The sequence below is a fragment of the Flavobacterium aurantiibacter genome (assembly GCF_002251775.1).
Classification (GTDB): Bacteria; Bacteroidota; Bacteroidia; order Flavobacteriales; family Flavobacteriaceae; genus Flavobacterium; species Flavobacterium aurantiibacter.
Genome location: NZ_NOXX01000175.1, coordinates 1 through 13,372, shown reverse-complemented (window position 1 = coordinate 13,372; position 13,372 = coordinate 1). Strand labels below are relative to the sequence as shown.

Sequence of the window (13,372 nt, the reverse complement as noted above, 5' to 3'; positions counted from 1 at the left end):
TTGCGACAAAATTTTTTAAAATGGCACTTCATAAAGTTAATCCATTAACTACGCAAGCTTGGTCGAACCTTCAGAATCATTTCAACGAAGGAAATACGCACAATATCAAAGGATTATTTGAATCCGACGCCGATCGCGCTGCCAAGTTTCGCATTCAGTGGAAAGAATTTTTAGTTGATTATTCTAAAAATCGAATCACGCTCGAAACCATGACTTTGCTACTCGACTTAGCTAAATCGTGCAAACTTTCCGATGCAATTAAATCGTATTTCAATGGAGAGGCCATCAATGAAACCGAAAATAGAGCCGTATTACACACGGCGTTGCGAAGCATAGACAAGAAGCCCGTTCTTCTAAATGGTGTGGATATCCTTCCTGAAATTCAACAAGTAAAAGATCAAATGGATCGTTTCTGCCAATCGATTATTTCTGGCGAAGCGCGCGGATACACCGGAAAAACCTTTACAGACGTAGTGAATATCGGTATTGGAGGTTCCGACCTTGGGCCGGCCATGGTTGTCGATGCACTCGCATACTACAAAAACCACCTAAACACGCATTTTATCTCCAACGTGGATGGAGATCATGTGCAGGAAGTGCTCAAAAAACTAAATCCAGAAACTACACTTTTTGTAATAGTTTCAAAAACATTTACCACGCAGGAAACACTCGCAAATGCAACCACAGCTCAAAATTGGTTTTTAAAGCATGGCACAGCTGCAGATATTGCTAAACATTTCGTGGCGGTTTCGACCAACATCGAAAAAGTAACGGCGTTCGGAATTTCCTCCGAAAACATCTTCCCCATGTGGGACTGGGTTGGTGGCCGATTCTCCTTGTGGAGCGCTGTCGGACTTACCATTGCACTTGCTGTTGGTTTCGATAAATTCGAAGAGTTGCTAACGGGCGCGGGCGAAATGGACAAACATTTCCGCGACAGCGATTTCCATGAAAACATTCCCGTTGTACTAGCCTTGTTAACCGTTTGGTACAACAACTTTTACGGCGCCGAATCCGAAGCGCTGATTCCGTACACCCAATACTTGCAAAAATTAGCACCATATTTACAGCAAGGAATCATGGAAAGTAACGGAAAAAGCGTTGATCGTTCCGGAAACCCAATCGACTATCAAACTGGAACCATCATTTGGGGCGAGCCTGGCACAAACTCGCAACACGCCTTCTTCCAATTGTTGCATCAAGGAACGAAACTCATTCCAACAGACTTTATCGGGTTCGTTAAATCCTGTCACGGTCTGCAAGATCACCACGATAAACTCATGTCGAATTTCTTTGCACAAACCGAAGCACTACTAAATGGGAAAACAGCTGAAACGGTTCAAGACGAATTCGATCAAGCGCAAATGAATCCAGAAAAGGCGGCGTTCTTAAAGCCTTTCAAAGTGTTTTCAGGCAACCGCCCTACCAATACCATTCTCATCGACCAACTTACGCCACATGCGCTAGGTGCGTTAATAGCCCTTTACGAACACAAAATTTTTGTCCAAGGCGTGATTTGGAACATCTTCAGCTACGACCAATGGGGCGTTGAATTAGGGAAACAACTCGCCAATTCAATTCTAGACGAATTCGACGGAAAATCATCGAAAAAACACGACGGATCGACGGCTTCGCTCGTTTCATACTACCTCGACAAAAGGTAAACTTAGGTTTTAAGCGACATTTTCTATATATTTACCCTTACAAACATCGAAACAACTATGTATAATTTCTTGCAACACGCACATTCTGGCTGGGCTTATATCGTCCTTATTGTTTTATTCTTCACCGTTTTAAACGCGGTTATGAGTACCGCAAACGCTAAAGCTTTTTCAGACAAAGACCGCAAATTAGCACTCTTTGCTTTAATTGCTTCACATGTGCAATTGCTTTTAGGATTAGTACTTTGGTTTGTTTCGCCAATCGGAAAAGCAGCACTTAGCCAAATGCAAGACGCCAGCTTACGATTAACAGCACTAGAACATCCGCTAACAAATATTATCGCTATCGTTTTGATTACTATAGGCTGGTCGAGACACAAAAAGATGACTGACAGTGGAGCTATCTTCAAAAATTTCTTGCTTTTCTACGGATTAGGTTTAGTGCTGATTTTAACAAGAATCCCTTGGCAACTTTGGTTTTAAAACCCTGCCTGCACTAACCTGTATTTTATGAAATTAAAACTAGTATACCTGTTGCTCACCACGGCTGCTACACTATTTGCTGTGGCTAGCTTCGACAAACCGGCTCCTAAGCCTAAAAAAGTCGCGACACAAACTCGCGTACAACAAGACACGATTAAGAAAGCAGATTCACTTTCAAAAAAAGTGAAATACAAGTTGTTCAAGAAAAACGCACACGCTTCGTACTACGCCGATAAATTTAACGGCCGACGAACCGCTAGCGGAAAACGATTCGACAACAACAAATACACCGCTGCGCACCGCAAATTACCTTTCGGAACTAAATTGCGCGTAACTAACGAAGCCAATAAAAAATCGGTTGTAGTGGTGGTTAACGACCGCGGACCTTTCACCCGCGGACGCGACATCGACCTATCTAAACGCGCGTTCATGGATATCGCTTCCTCACGTTACGGCGGATCGCTAAAGGTAACCATCGAAGAAATCATCGAATAATGCGCAGCTGGCAATGCGTTCTCGCTTGCAGTCTTGCTTTGCTGCTTTTTGGTTGTGGAGCTTCCAAAAGCAAACAAAACCTACTGAAATCACAGGCGGAAATTAGTTTTTATGCCGATTCTTTCGAAGGAAAACGAACGGCTTCCGGCAGCACATTTCGCCAAAGAGAAAAAACCGCGGCACACCGCACACTCGCATTCGGAACCAAACTTAAAGTAGTAAATACCAAAAACGGAAAATCGGTTGTGGTAACAATTACCGACCGCGGACCATCAAAGAAAAGTCGCGAACTCGATTTATCTAAAAGCGCATTTCTGGAAATTGCCGAATCAACGTCGATCGGCATTCTTAAAGCCGAAATTTATATAATCAACTAAAAAGAGTGTAAAAGTTACCAAGTATTAAAAGGGTTTTCAGCTATAAAAGCATTGTAAAACCGCGCATCGCCCGTAACTTCTTCACCCAACCAATCGGGGCGCTCAAAAGGCTCGTCGGCACGTTCCAATTCAATTTCTGCAATCACCAAACCGGCGTTCGCTCCTTCAAAAACATCGATTTCGTACGTGTGCTTTCCCGCCGGAATTAAATGCCGAACCTTATAAATTGGCTCCGGAAGGCAAAGTTTTAAAAGCTCCAGCGCGTCGTCTAACGGAATTTCCTTTTCCCACTCGTATCTACTCGATCCATCGCTCGACGAACTGCCTTTAATGGTCAGAAATCCTTTGTCGTCTTTGGTTCGTACCCGTACTGTTCGCGCCGGATCGGTACTTAAATAACCCTGCGAAATCCGAGACGAACGCTGCGCAAACTGCAAACAATCTAAGTGGGTAACTCGAAATTTTCGTTCTATTTCAATCATTTTTTTAGTTGGGCGTTGCGCCGCCGACGTTTCGTTGATACAATAAAAAAAGTAACTGCGGCGCCGGGTGCTCTGCTTTAGTCCTCGCTGCTCCGCTATTGCTTTGCAGCTGTGGGCTACCGCTGCCGCCCCCTAACGCGGGCAATCGTTACCGAAAATTAGTGCAAAAATTACGGTTTTTCCGTAATCGCAACTGCAAAAAAGCCATTAACTTTACCCGAATATAAGCCAATTTAATTTTACACGCCATGAAAACACCTGCTCTTGCAAGGATTCTCTTGCTCTTCCTATTATTTCTTTTCCATCTTAGCCTCGCGCAAAATACCGGAATTCCAGTAATCGCAAGTTTTGGTCGTTACGCCAGTGAAAACGGCGGTTGCTTGGGCGGTCGTGGTATTTGTAGCTTTTCGGCAGCCATAATCACAACAAAAAACGCAGTGCTGTACGAACTCGAAAATGGTACCATTCGACTCGTAATTGACCTAGAAACCCTTCCCGATACCGAGAAACAAAACTTTTACAGACAAAACAACTTGTTTACAAAAGATGTAAATCTGTTTGTTCAAGAAGAAAAAATAACCGTTCCTGAAAGCCTATTCCACAAAAATCGAGGCAGCAGCAGAGATTTGCTAGTACCCGCAGGTAACTATCCGATGCAATCTAGTAGCTCCAAGATTACCATCGATTTTAAACCCGTTAGAACAACTGCGCCATGAAACCGCTGCTGTTTGCCGCCGCGCTATTTTACGTGCTTCCTGGAGCCGCTAATGAGCTACAATCGGCCGTTGCCGAACTCAATCTCGCTCTCGAACAACGTTTGCAGCAAAGTGCCTTTGAACTAAAAAGTCTAAACTTAGAAATCGATTATATTTCGAGACAGCTCGTTGTGGAAACCAATAACCAAACGATTATTCAATACTTAAAAGCCAACGAATTGTTGCGACTTAAAAAAAAGCGCTTGCTTGCCGACTTGCAGTTCGATATTTCTAAAATACGCTATCTGAAAGGCGTTCAAATTATACGCTTGTTATACGAAAAAGTGTTAAGTCTCGATCATCATTTTGCCTCAGTACGAACCTTAGGCGAGATTCATAAAATATCGAATCCGACGCAGTACGCCGAGTATCAAAAACTTCGCGATTACATCAGCTCGAAGCGCGACAAGAAAAACAATGTCGATTTAAGTTCCGTTTTAGCCACAAATCCCTTGGTTTCTCTGGTAAATACTTTTACAAACATGCTTAGTTCGAACCTCAACAAAGAGGAAAAAGAAAAGGAACTCGCCAACATCGAATGCATACTCGATTTTACGTTGCGCATGCAAAACGACTTAAACACAATTTATTTCGAAACCGCCTTCTTAACAACCTCGAACGCACGGATTAAAGAAGAAATTGAAGTACTATTTAAAGATTACACTAAACCTGTGAACTACAACGAAACGCTCGAAAAATGTCGCGCTAACGACGATTGGGACACCCTGACGCAAAAAATGGAAGAATATCTCAGTAAGATGAAAAGCACTCAGGGCAGTGCCCAATACAAAATGCAAGTAAACATCGAATTTCCGGTTGATCGACTGTTACAATTCATCAATCAATACAATGTTTTTATTGATCAGGGTGGTAAATTCTACGAGAAGTTTCGGATTATTTTAAATAGTTACGAAAATGCACAACGTTGCGAAACCAAATTGCCGTCGGAGTTTCAGAAAATGCGTGCCGATATTGATGTTGCGATCAACAAGTTTAATGTGGCGTACAAACCCGTGGAGATAAACGGCAGCAAAATGAAAGAAATCCTATACGGATTAAACGAGTTTGAGTAAACGATTATAAAGCTAGAAGACTGTAAAGACCAATTAAAAAACTAATTGCTACGAAAAAGTATAACACATTTAGTCTGGCCTTGCTGATAGTTGTGCTTTGATTGTTGGCTCTAATTTTATAAAAATAAAACAATACTGTTGCAACGAAAGCCAAAATTACGGTGATAATCGCACGAATCTCAATTGCAATAGTAGTTTGGCTCAAAAATAAAATGAAGCTACCCATTAATGCAAGTGCCGATGCTAAACGATTTTGTGTCATAAAATAAATTTCTAGCAAAGAAAAAACAATTTCGATAAACGTTTACTTTTTAGCTTTCGAATCACTGAATTTTCAGGACGTCTTTTCCTGCCCGTGATTGAAACGAAAACCCCGCAAGGTGGAACAAATGTAGTTTTGCAGCAAAGCAGAGGCGACCCAAGAAGCCGCTGCGCTGCGTGCAAAACCATTTGTGCCGCCGCGGAGTTGCAGTGTAAAGCGCGATAAGGCAGCCAAAACATTAAAGTTTACAACAATTTTCTGCTTTTAAAAAGCAACTCCGATACCTAGTTGAAGTAAGGTGTTATTGGCATCTAACTTGTCGTTATTTTCAGATTTGCTGTTGGCAAAAATAAATGTGGCATTAGCGTCAAAGAAGAGGTTGCTCAGCACAAAGTAACGCCCACCCAACGAAGCTGTTGCGCCATGAGTTCTTAACTTTCTTTTGATCATCGGATCGATGTTAAACAACGGCGTCGTTTCGAAGTTGAAGGTATCGTAGTAGTAACCAACACTGCCATAAACCGCCATTTTATCGTCTAGCAAGCTCTTAGAAGCTATAAAATTAGGGTTGAGGGCAAACTTATCAGAGTAATTAGGCTTTGCATCAGACCTAACGTAAAACGCCCGAAGGCCTGCTGATAGATCAATGCCGTTAGATTCCAAAACGCGATAACTCGCCGTTATGCTTATAGGCTGCAAAAATGGTTTTATGTCGTTCGTGAACGAATAGTTAGCGGCAACCGTAAACTTTTTATCTGCAATAGATTGTGCGGGTGCAGATAAAGTGGCCAGAAATGTTATAACGAGCAAGATTTTTTTCATAGTGACTAAAGTTAAAAAATTACAGCAGCGCGCTAATACAAATTTGTACCGCCCATACATTTATCTGGCGTTTTGTTTTGAAATAAGCCATTCCGGTTAAAAAGACATATTTGAATATGTGAAAATGTAAAGCTAACAGAAAGCGGGCTACAAAGCACAAAAAAAGCCGCGATTTCTCACGGCTTTTGTATTTGACGAACGTTAAGGTTTTAGTCGACTAAGATAATAACCTTGTTGTTGTTCATTTCGATTGTTCCGCTGTTGATTTGCAAACCTAACGTTTGCGCGTCTAACTTGGTGAATTTTGATTCTGCTTCTTTTGAAAGTGCAAAACTAGGAGCGGCGATCTTTACCTGCCCGCTTTGCAACACGGCTACGATTGGCGCGTGGTTATTCAAAATCTGAAACGAACCATCGACACCTGGAAGCGTAACCGAGTTTGCTTCGCCGGTGAATAATGTAGCTTCAGGAGATACGATTTCTATATGCATGAATCTCTAGATTAAGCTTCTGCAAGCATTTTTTGACCCGCTTCGATAACGTCTTCGATAGTTCCTTTCAAGTTGAAAGCAGCTTCTGGAAGGTGATCGAGCTCGCCATCGATAATCATATTAAAACCTTTGATGGTGTCTTTGATGTCAACCAAAACTCCAGGAATACCAGTAAACTGCTCGGCTACGTGGAACGGCTGTGACAAGAAACGTTGTACACGACGCGCTCTAGAAACTGCCAATTTATCCTCTTCTGAAAGTTCTTCCATACCAAGAATCGCGATGATATCTTGCAATTGCTTGTACTTCTGAAGAATCTCTTTTACGCGTTGTGCACAGTTGTAGTGCTCGTCGCCAAGGATATGTGGAGTAAGGATACGCGATGTAGAATCTAGTGGATCTACCGCTGGATAAATACCTAACTCGGCAATTTTACGAGACAATACCGTAGTTGCATCTAAGTGTGCAAAGGTAGTTGCCGGTGCCGGGTCGGTTAAGTCATCCGCAGGTACGTAAACCGCTTGTACTGAGGTAATCGAACCTTTATTTGTAGAAGTAATACGCTCTTGCATAGCACCCATTTCAGTAGCTAATGTTGGTTGGTAACCTACCGCTGAAGGCATACGACCAAGAAGTGCCGATACCTCAGAACCTGCTTGTGTAAAACGGAAGATGTTATCAACGAAGAAAAGAACGTCTTTACCTTGATCTGTACCAGCGCCGTCGCGGAAATATTCGGCGATTGATAAACCAGATAATGCAACACGTGCACGAGCTCCAGGTGGTTCGTTCATCTGACCGAACACGAATGTTGCTTTAGAATCGCGCATGCCAACTTTATCTACTTTGCTCAAATCCCAAACTCCGTTTTCCATAGAGTGCATGAAATCTTCGCCGTATTTGATAATTCCAGACTCAAGCATCTCGCGTAGTAAGTCGTTTCCTTCACGTGTACGCTCACCAACACCTGCAAACACAGATAAACCACCGTGTCCTTTTGCGATGTTGTTGATTAATTCTTGAATCAATACTGTTTTACCAACACCTGCACCACCGAACAAACCGATTTTTCCACCTTTTGCGTAAGGCTCGATAAGGTCGATCACTTTAATACCGGTGAAAAGTACTTCAGACGAAGTTGATAGATCTTCGAATTTTGGTGCTGCTCTGTGAATTGGCATTCCGTTAGCACCTTCTTTTGGCAAGTTTCCAAGACCGTCGATTGCATCACCGATTACGTTGAACAAGCGTCCGTAGATGTCTTGTCCGATTGGCATTTGGATTGGCGCGCCTGTACCTACTACTTCGTAGCCACGGCTCAAACCGTCGGTAGAATCCATCGAAATGGTTCTAACGGTATTTTCACCAATGTGCGATTGAACTTCTAACACCAAAACGGTACCATCTTTTTTAGTGATTTCGAGTGAGTCGTAGATTTTTGGCAACTCAACATCTTTCCCGCTGAACGCAACGTCGACAACTGGTCCGATAATCTGGGCAACTTTACCTATTACTTTAGACATACTTAAGTATTAATTTTTAGTCTGTTATGTTCGAAAAAAGAAGGCGCAATTGCCCTAAATTTTCGAGTGCAAAGATAATTTTTTAAAATACATAATCAACAATAGTTGAATAAAAAAACTGTTGGTTTTTGGCGATTTATTAAAGAATGATTTGAAATGTCAGAAATACGCACAAAAAAACCGCCGATGTTGGTCGGCGGTTGTTTAAAAGTAAGAACTTTCTATGGCAATATAGCCGGATAGCTCAATGGAAACTGTTCTGGCTTATACATCTTAAATACTGAATTGTACTGCGCAGAAATTGCTTCCATAAACTTGTTAGCAATATAGGCGTTTCCACGTGCAGTAAGGTGAATACCATCCAAACCGAACGCTCCGCCCTGTACAAAGCTCGACGTCATGTGGAAATTACCAAAACGAATACCTGATGTCGACAACTGTGTTAAGAGTGCATTAGCATCGACAAAAGCTAATGATTTTTCATCAGCAATAGCTTTAATGGACGCATTATACGCATCGGTAGCTGTCTTAACTTGAGCAACTTCGTCGGCAGTTAAAACTCTATTATCCTGCAATGGGTACGAGATACCGTTTACGTTGAAAGGTGCAGGAACACCCGCTTGATTCGTTCCAATTACTCCACGTGTTGTTAGTAAGATATAATCTGCATTTCCAGTTGTATTGCGAGCGTGGCGTGCACGACCATACAAACCGCCTAAAAATGTAGCCGTTTGTGCACCTAAAACAGGAGTAAGAACAGCCGTAATTTCGGCAGACAAACTAGGTAAACTTTCATCAATGATTAGTAACGGATTATTTGGCTCTACTGTCGCTGGATTACCATCATCCGAAACTAAAGTAACAAAACGGTTCGGCTGTCCGGTTGCAGTAGTAATTTGATTTACTGCGCCAAACAATTGATTTAGCTGGGCTGAACTAGCTGCTGGTATCAACGCAGGTGCTATTGGGTTTGTTGGGACAGTTGTAAAAAACGGAACTGAATTCACGTAAGGGATATTAGCAACTACTCCTTTAGCGCCGTTTGCTGTTAAAGCATTAACTAGGTTTGAATACACAGTCGCAAAAACCGTAGGATCTGTGATGTCGTTTCCACCATAGGTAGCTGGATTTAAGTTTCCAAGCTGGTTAGTACCTGTACCACCTGAAGTAGCATAAGATAAGACATCGTTATTTCCAATCCACAACGAAAAAAACGTTGGATTTTGCGCCACAGCATCCGCAACAATTGATGTAGAAGGACTTGAAGCAAAGCGCACAAAATAAGGATTTGCCAAGCCTGCTGCTACTCCTGCAACATTGCCGTAGCCGTTTGCCAATAAATGGAAACTCTTAGCGCCCGGTACTCCTAAGTTGTTGAACGGACCGGTAAGCGGTGTAATAATCTCTGTAGTTGGTGCCGCCCCAGGAAGCGGAACTGGCGCAGAACCGTTGAAAATCAATCGAACACCTTGAATAGGAGTTCCGCCTAAAAGTAGTCCTCCAAAATTATCATTCATCAGAGGAATGGTAAACGAACCTCCTCCAGCTTGTGCGAACTGATCTGCCATTAGTTTTGGATAGGCATTATTCTGACCCGCAATGAATAAAGCTCCATCGGAAAATCCTGCGGTTAAAGAGTTACCTAAAGCGACGTATTTACTGAAATCTGCATCGCCCGCACTTACGATTACTTCTGGCTCAACTTCATCGTAATTTACTTCATCTTGCGTGCACGATACAGCAATCAATGAAGCAAAAAACAGCCATTTAATATTTTTTATCATGATTATTCGATTTTAAGGATTAATGGTTAAAGAAGCTAAATACGTCTGACCGATACGACCTGCTCCAACTACTTGTAAATAATCGCCACCGCCAATATTCGACGCTGTTACTTTTAATACTGATTTAATAGCTGGAATCTTATAAGACACTTGTGCATCGAAAACTGTCATCGAAGGAATAACACCATCGGCAAAAGACGACTGCCACAAATACTCATCTGACCATCTTGCATTAACATTGAATCCAAAGTTTTTAAACAATTTGTCGTTTCCGATATTCGCTTTAGCGCGGTGTCTTGGCGTGTTAAATCCAGCAATAAAAGATGGATCTTTTGCTTGATCGAAATCAAACTGTGCATGGTTGTAATTCAATCCGAATTCAAAATCTTTGTAGATTTTCTTAGACACACCTAGACCAAAGCCAAATGATGAAATGTCGGTTGCAGAGTTAGAGTAAACTTGATACACACGACGGTCGCCGTTCGCTAAAGCGGCATAAGACAACTGCACTTGTGGGTCGGCAGAATTCTCACCTGCAATACCATAGTAAGGCGTGATTACACGTGATGTACTCAAGAAATCATTATACAAGTTGTAGTATGCATTGATATCAACTGATAAACCGTTTTCCAAAGCTGATTTATATCCAACTTCAAATGCTTTTACTTGCTCTGGTTTCACTAAGCTAATATTTGCTACGCGCAAGTCTGCTGGGTTTTGTGACGCTGCAAATGCTTGTACAGATTGAACGGTGTATGCATTTGTATAGGCGTTTCCACCAGAAAGTGTAACAGTGCTAGGCTGGCCAAGCGTGTTTTGTGCATTTTGGCTCACTGGAAGTGTTTCAACATATCTATCCAAATTCTCAGCAGCCGAACCAATCAATGCGAATGGACCTAAATTTAAACCAATGAATAAATCCTGAGTAGTTGGATTACGGAAACCTGTTTGAAAGGAAGTTCGGAAGTTGTGATTCTTTTTCTCACCGGCTGAATAAACAAATGAAACTCTTGGAGAATACTGACCTTCAAACAGTTCAGACTTATCGTAACGAATGGATCCTGTGAATTTTAATCGATCTTCCAAGAACTTCTTCTGAACTTGCGTGTAAGCACCGTATTCATCGTACTCAATTGGACCATCGTAATCTGTAAAGATAGTTCCGTCTGAATTCAAAGAATATCTTCTGAAAGAACCTCCTACTTGGATTTCCGCAAATTTGATGATGTCTCTAAAATTGTAATTTGCATCGGAATGATAAATTCTTGAGTTGTCCTTAAATTTCGCACCTGTAGTGAAATCGGCATCTTGCTTAACGGTTTCTAAAGCGTTTTGAAATTCAGCCGAACCTGGTTGAAATCGCGGATTTCCACTTGGTGTTAAAGGTAGTGGCGTTCCGTTAATGTTATTGTCTGCAAATCCTCGTGCAAAACCTGCTGCTTGCTCCGCATTAAAGCCCAGAGCAATTTGCGATTGTAAAAATGCTGTAGCATAGTCTGTAAACCAAGCCGTATTATCTTTAGCTAAGCGGTTAATATTCCAAGCAGCAAAGCGCATATCGTAAGAATCACCCGCGTCTTCCGTAGTCATGTAGCCACGAACAAAGAAGTTCTTACCAGTAACTTCCAATTTTGTTTGCTGCATGTAAAAATTCTCTAATCTATAGCGGTTCGCTCCTTGATAAATCGTGTTACCAAGACCCAGTTTGTGCGTTGCAATAATTTCAATGTCGTTATCGAAAGGCTTAAAGTGGAGCGAAAAATCTGCTTTTATATTCTCCAGTGTGTTATCACTTAAATCTTTTTCTGCATAACCTGTTCGAGAAACCTGACCTACGTTTCTGATGAATGTAGTTACCTCATCACCGTATGTATTTAAACCATCGTAATTTGAATTTATTTCGTGACCAATTCCACCGGCAGTTACACTTCGACGATCATCGGCAATCCATTCGGTTGCTCGTGTGTACGTGAAGTTTGCTTTAGCTGCAAAATGTTTTGTAAACGCACGTGCCGCTCTAATTCCAAAGTCCCAATAGTCGTTAACTCCGGCAACATCCTGCGCAGTTACACCGTATTTTGCATAGGTGCTAATTCCTTGGTGCTTAAACGGACTCTTACTATTCATAAACAAGATACCGTTAAATGCGTTAGCTCCGTAAAGTGCTGATGACGCTCCAGGAAGTAATTCCACGCTTGCAACATCTAATTCAGACAAACCAATAAGGTTTCCTAACACAAAGTTTAGCGCCGGCGATGAATTATCCATACCATCAACTAACTGCATAAAGCGGTTGTTTGCTACAGTAGCAAATCCACGTGTGTTAATCGACTTAAAGTTCAAACTACTTGTGTTAAAGTGAACTTCTTTCAAATTCTCCAAACCTTCATAAAAAGTTGGCGAACTCGTATTCTTAATCTCTTTTAAACCGATTCGCTCAACCGTTACAGGCGATTCCAAAATTCGCTCCAGTGTTCTCGAAGCCGAAACTACTACTTCATTCAGCAGCGTTTCTTCTTCCAACAATTGTACCGCTACTTTATTACCAGTAACATCAACCGTTTGTGAAGTAAATCCTACCATACTTACCGTAATTTGAAAAGGCGGTTTCTTCGATGTCGTTAATGAGAAATTACCGCTTTCATCGGTTACTGCGCTCGCGTCGTTATTCACTACCGAAATCGTAGCTCCAGGCAGAGGCAAGCCGTTTGCATCTGTCACTTTTCCCGTAACGGTGTTTTGCGCAACGGCAAGACCCACCGAAAAGAACAAAGACAGCACTAAAAAGTACACTTTCATTTGGTTCATTTTTGTTAGTTTATAATGCCAAAGTACAAATAATTTCAAATGCTAGTAATATTCACGATATTTATTTTCACGATTCGCAAAAAATTCTACAAAATTTTCAGATTTCACCATATCGGCAACAATTAATGATTTCTTAACAATCGATATGCGTTTTGTTAAATCATTGTAAAATGTTGAGGCTTTTTGAAATTTCGCTAGAATCTTGTTAAGGTTTTGGGCGTGCCCCTCGGTTTTTGTAAGTGCTAAAAGACGTAAGTGCAACCTCGGGTCGTGCCCTTCGCTGTATCTTTTATTCGGCCTAAAGGCACTCAAAAAGATTCTGTGTTGATTTACAAATAAAATCCTAATTTTTTATT

At 41.6% G+C, this 13,372-nt stretch carries 13 protein-coding genes; 6 read left to right on the top strand and 7 right to left on the bottom strand.

The window, feature by feature from the left end; all coding sequences use genetic code 11:
- Positions 1-20: 20 nt before the first annotated feature.
- The 4 genes from pgi to CHX27_RS05405 are packed head-to-tail and all read left to right on the top strand — an operon-like array spanning position 21 to position 3,016.
- A complete protein-coding gene (gene pgi / locus CHX27_RS05420; protein ID WP_094485744.1) occupies positions 21-1,664 on the top strand; it encodes a glucose-6-phosphate isomerase in 1,644 nt (547 codons plus the stop codon).
- Between the two features lie 57 nt (positions 1,665-1,721).
- Entirely contained in the window at positions 1,722-2,144 is a 423-nt protein-coding gene (locus CHX27_RS05415) for a hypothetical protein (protein WP_094485743.1), read from the top strand.
- A gap of 27 nt (positions 2,145-2,171) precedes the next feature.
- Complete coding sequence (locus CHX27_RS05410; protein ID WP_094485742.1) at positions 2,172-2,639, top strand: septal ring lytic transglycosylase RlpA family protein; 468 nt, start codon at positions 2,172-2,174, stop codon at positions 2,637-2,639.
- Positions 2,639-3,016: a septal ring lytic transglycosylase RlpA family protein gene (locus CHX27_RS05405; protein WP_094485741.1), complete on the top strand. Its 378-nt coding sequence runs from the start codon at positions 2,639-2,641 to the stop codon at positions 3,014-3,016. The genes CHX27_RS05410 and CHX27_RS05405 overlap by 1 nt, the downstream gene beginning before the upstream one ends.
- 14 nt (positions 3,017-3,030) lie before the next feature.
- Here the strand turns inward: CHX27_RS05405 and CHX27_RS05400 are convergent, their stop codons facing one another.
- A complete protein-coding gene (locus tag CHX27_RS05400; protein ID WP_094485740.1) occupies positions 3,031-3,498 on the bottom strand; it encodes a CYTH domain-containing protein in 468 nt (155 codons plus the stop codon).
- 248 nt (positions 3,499-3,746) lie between these two features.
- Here CHX27_RS05400 and CHX27_RS05395 point away from each other — a divergent pair, with 248 nt between their 5' ends.
- Positions 3,747-4,214 (top strand): hypothetical protein, encoded by a 468-nt coding sequence (locus tag CHX27_RS05395; protein WP_094485739.1) that lies wholly within the window; start codon positions 3,747-3,749, stop codon positions 4,212-4,214.
- Positions 4,211-5,326: a hypothetical protein gene (locus tag CHX27_RS05390; RefSeq protein ID WP_094485738.1), complete on the top strand. Its 1,116-nt coding sequence runs from the start codon at positions 4,211-4,213 to the stop codon at positions 5,324-5,326. The genes CHX27_RS05395 and CHX27_RS05390 overlap by 4 nt, the downstream gene beginning before the upstream one ends.
- Positions 5,327-5,330: 4 nt before the next feature.
- On the opposite strand, the gene CHX27_RS05385 is transcribed toward CHX27_RS05390, so the two are convergent.
- The 6 genes from CHX27_RS05385 to CHX27_RS05360 all read right to left on the bottom strand — a co-directional run bounded on the left by CHX27_RS05385 (position 5,331) and on the right by CHX27_RS05360 (position 13,007).
- Positions 5,331-5,588 carry a hypothetical protein gene (locus CHX27_RS05385; protein ID WP_094485737.1) on the bottom strand — a complete coding sequence of 86 codons (258 nt, stop codon included), beginning with the start codon at positions 5,586-5,588 and terminating at the stop codon, positions 5,331-5,333.
- Positions 5,589-5,852: 264 nt separating this feature from the next.
- Complete coding sequence (locus CHX27_RS05380; protein WP_094485736.1) at positions 5,853-6,410, bottom strand: hypothetical protein; 558 nt, start codon at positions 6,408-6,410, stop codon at positions 5,853-5,855.
- Positions 6,411-6,619: 209 nt separating this feature from the next.
- Positions 6,620-6,901: a F0F1 ATP synthase subunit epsilon gene (locus CHX27_RS05375; RefSeq protein WP_094485735.1), complete on the bottom strand. Its 282-nt coding sequence runs from the start codon at positions 6,899-6,901 to the stop codon at positions 6,620-6,622.
- A gap of 11 nt (positions 6,902-6,912) precedes the next feature.
- Positions 6,913-8,424 (bottom strand): F0F1 ATP synthase subunit beta, encoded by a 1,512-nt coding sequence (gene atpD, locus CHX27_RS05370; RefSeq protein WP_094485734.1) that lies wholly within the window; start codon positions 8,422-8,424, stop codon positions 6,913-6,915.
- A gap of 221 nt (positions 8,425-8,645) precedes the next feature.
- Positions 8,646-10,208, bottom strand: coding sequence for an SGNH/GDSL hydrolase family protein (locus CHX27_RS05365; protein WP_094485733.1), 1,563 nt, complete (start codon positions 10,206-10,208; stop codon positions 8,646-8,648).
- Between the two features lie 12 nt (positions 10,209-10,220).
- Positions 10,221-13,007, bottom strand: a complete 2,787-nt coding sequence (locus tag CHX27_RS05360) for a carboxypeptidase-like regulatory domain-containing protein (RefSeq protein ID WP_094485755.1) — start codon at positions 13,005-13,007, stop codon at positions 10,221-10,223.
- Positions 13,008-13,372 lie beyond the last annotated feature (365 nt).

Excerpts from the sequence above, each read along its gene's own strand:
- pgi (WP_094485744.1), top strand. The coding sequence starts at position 21 with ATGGCACTTCATAAAGTTAATCCATTAACTACGCAAGCTTGGTCGAAC.
- CHX27_RS05415 (WP_094485743.1), top strand. The coding sequence starts at position 1,722 with ATGTATAATTTCTTGCAACACGCACATTCTGGCTGGGCTTATATCGTC.
- CHX27_RS05410 (WP_094485742.1), top strand. The coding sequence starts at position 2,172 with ATGAAATTAAAACTAGTATACCTGTTGCTCACCACGGCTGCTACACTA.
- CHX27_RS05405 (WP_094485741.1), top strand. The coding sequence starts at position 2,639 with ATGCGCAGCTGGCAATGCGTTCTCGCTTGCAGTCTTGCTTTGCTGCTT.
- CHX27_RS05400 (WP_094485740.1), bottom strand. The coding sequence starts at position 3,498 with ATGATTGAAATAGAACGAAAATTTCGAGTTACCCACTTAGATTGTTTG.
- CHX27_RS05395 (WP_094485739.1), top strand. The coding sequence starts at position 3,747 with ATGAAAACACCTGCTCTTGCAAGGATTCTCTTGCTCTTCCTATTATTT.
- CHX27_RS05390 (WP_094485738.1), top strand. The coding sequence starts at position 4,211 with ATGAAACCGCTGCTGTTTGCCGCCGCGCTATTTTACGTGCTTCCTGGA.
- CHX27_RS05385 (WP_094485737.1), bottom strand. The coding sequence starts at position 5,588 with ATGACACAAAATCGTTTAGCATCGGCACTTGCATTAATGGGTAGCTTC.
- CHX27_RS05380 (WP_094485736.1), bottom strand. The coding sequence starts at position 6,410 with ATGAAAAAAATCTTGCTCGTTATAACATTTCTGGCCACTTTATCTGCA.
- CHX27_RS05375 (WP_094485735.1), bottom strand. The coding sequence starts at position 6,901 with ATGCATATAGAAATCGTATCTCCTGAAGCTACATTATTCACCGGCGAA.
- atpD (WP_094485734.1), bottom strand. The coding sequence starts at position 8,424 with ATGTCTAAAGTAATAGGTAAAGTTGCCCAGATTATCGGACCAGTTGTC.
- CHX27_RS05365 (WP_094485733.1), bottom strand. The coding sequence starts at position 10,208 with ATGATAAAAAATATTAAATGGCTGTTTTTTGCTTCATTGATTGCTGTA.
- CHX27_RS05360 (WP_094485755.1), bottom strand. The coding sequence starts at position 13,007 with ATGAAAGTGTACTTTTTAGTGCTGTCTTTGTTCTTTTCGGTGGGTCTT.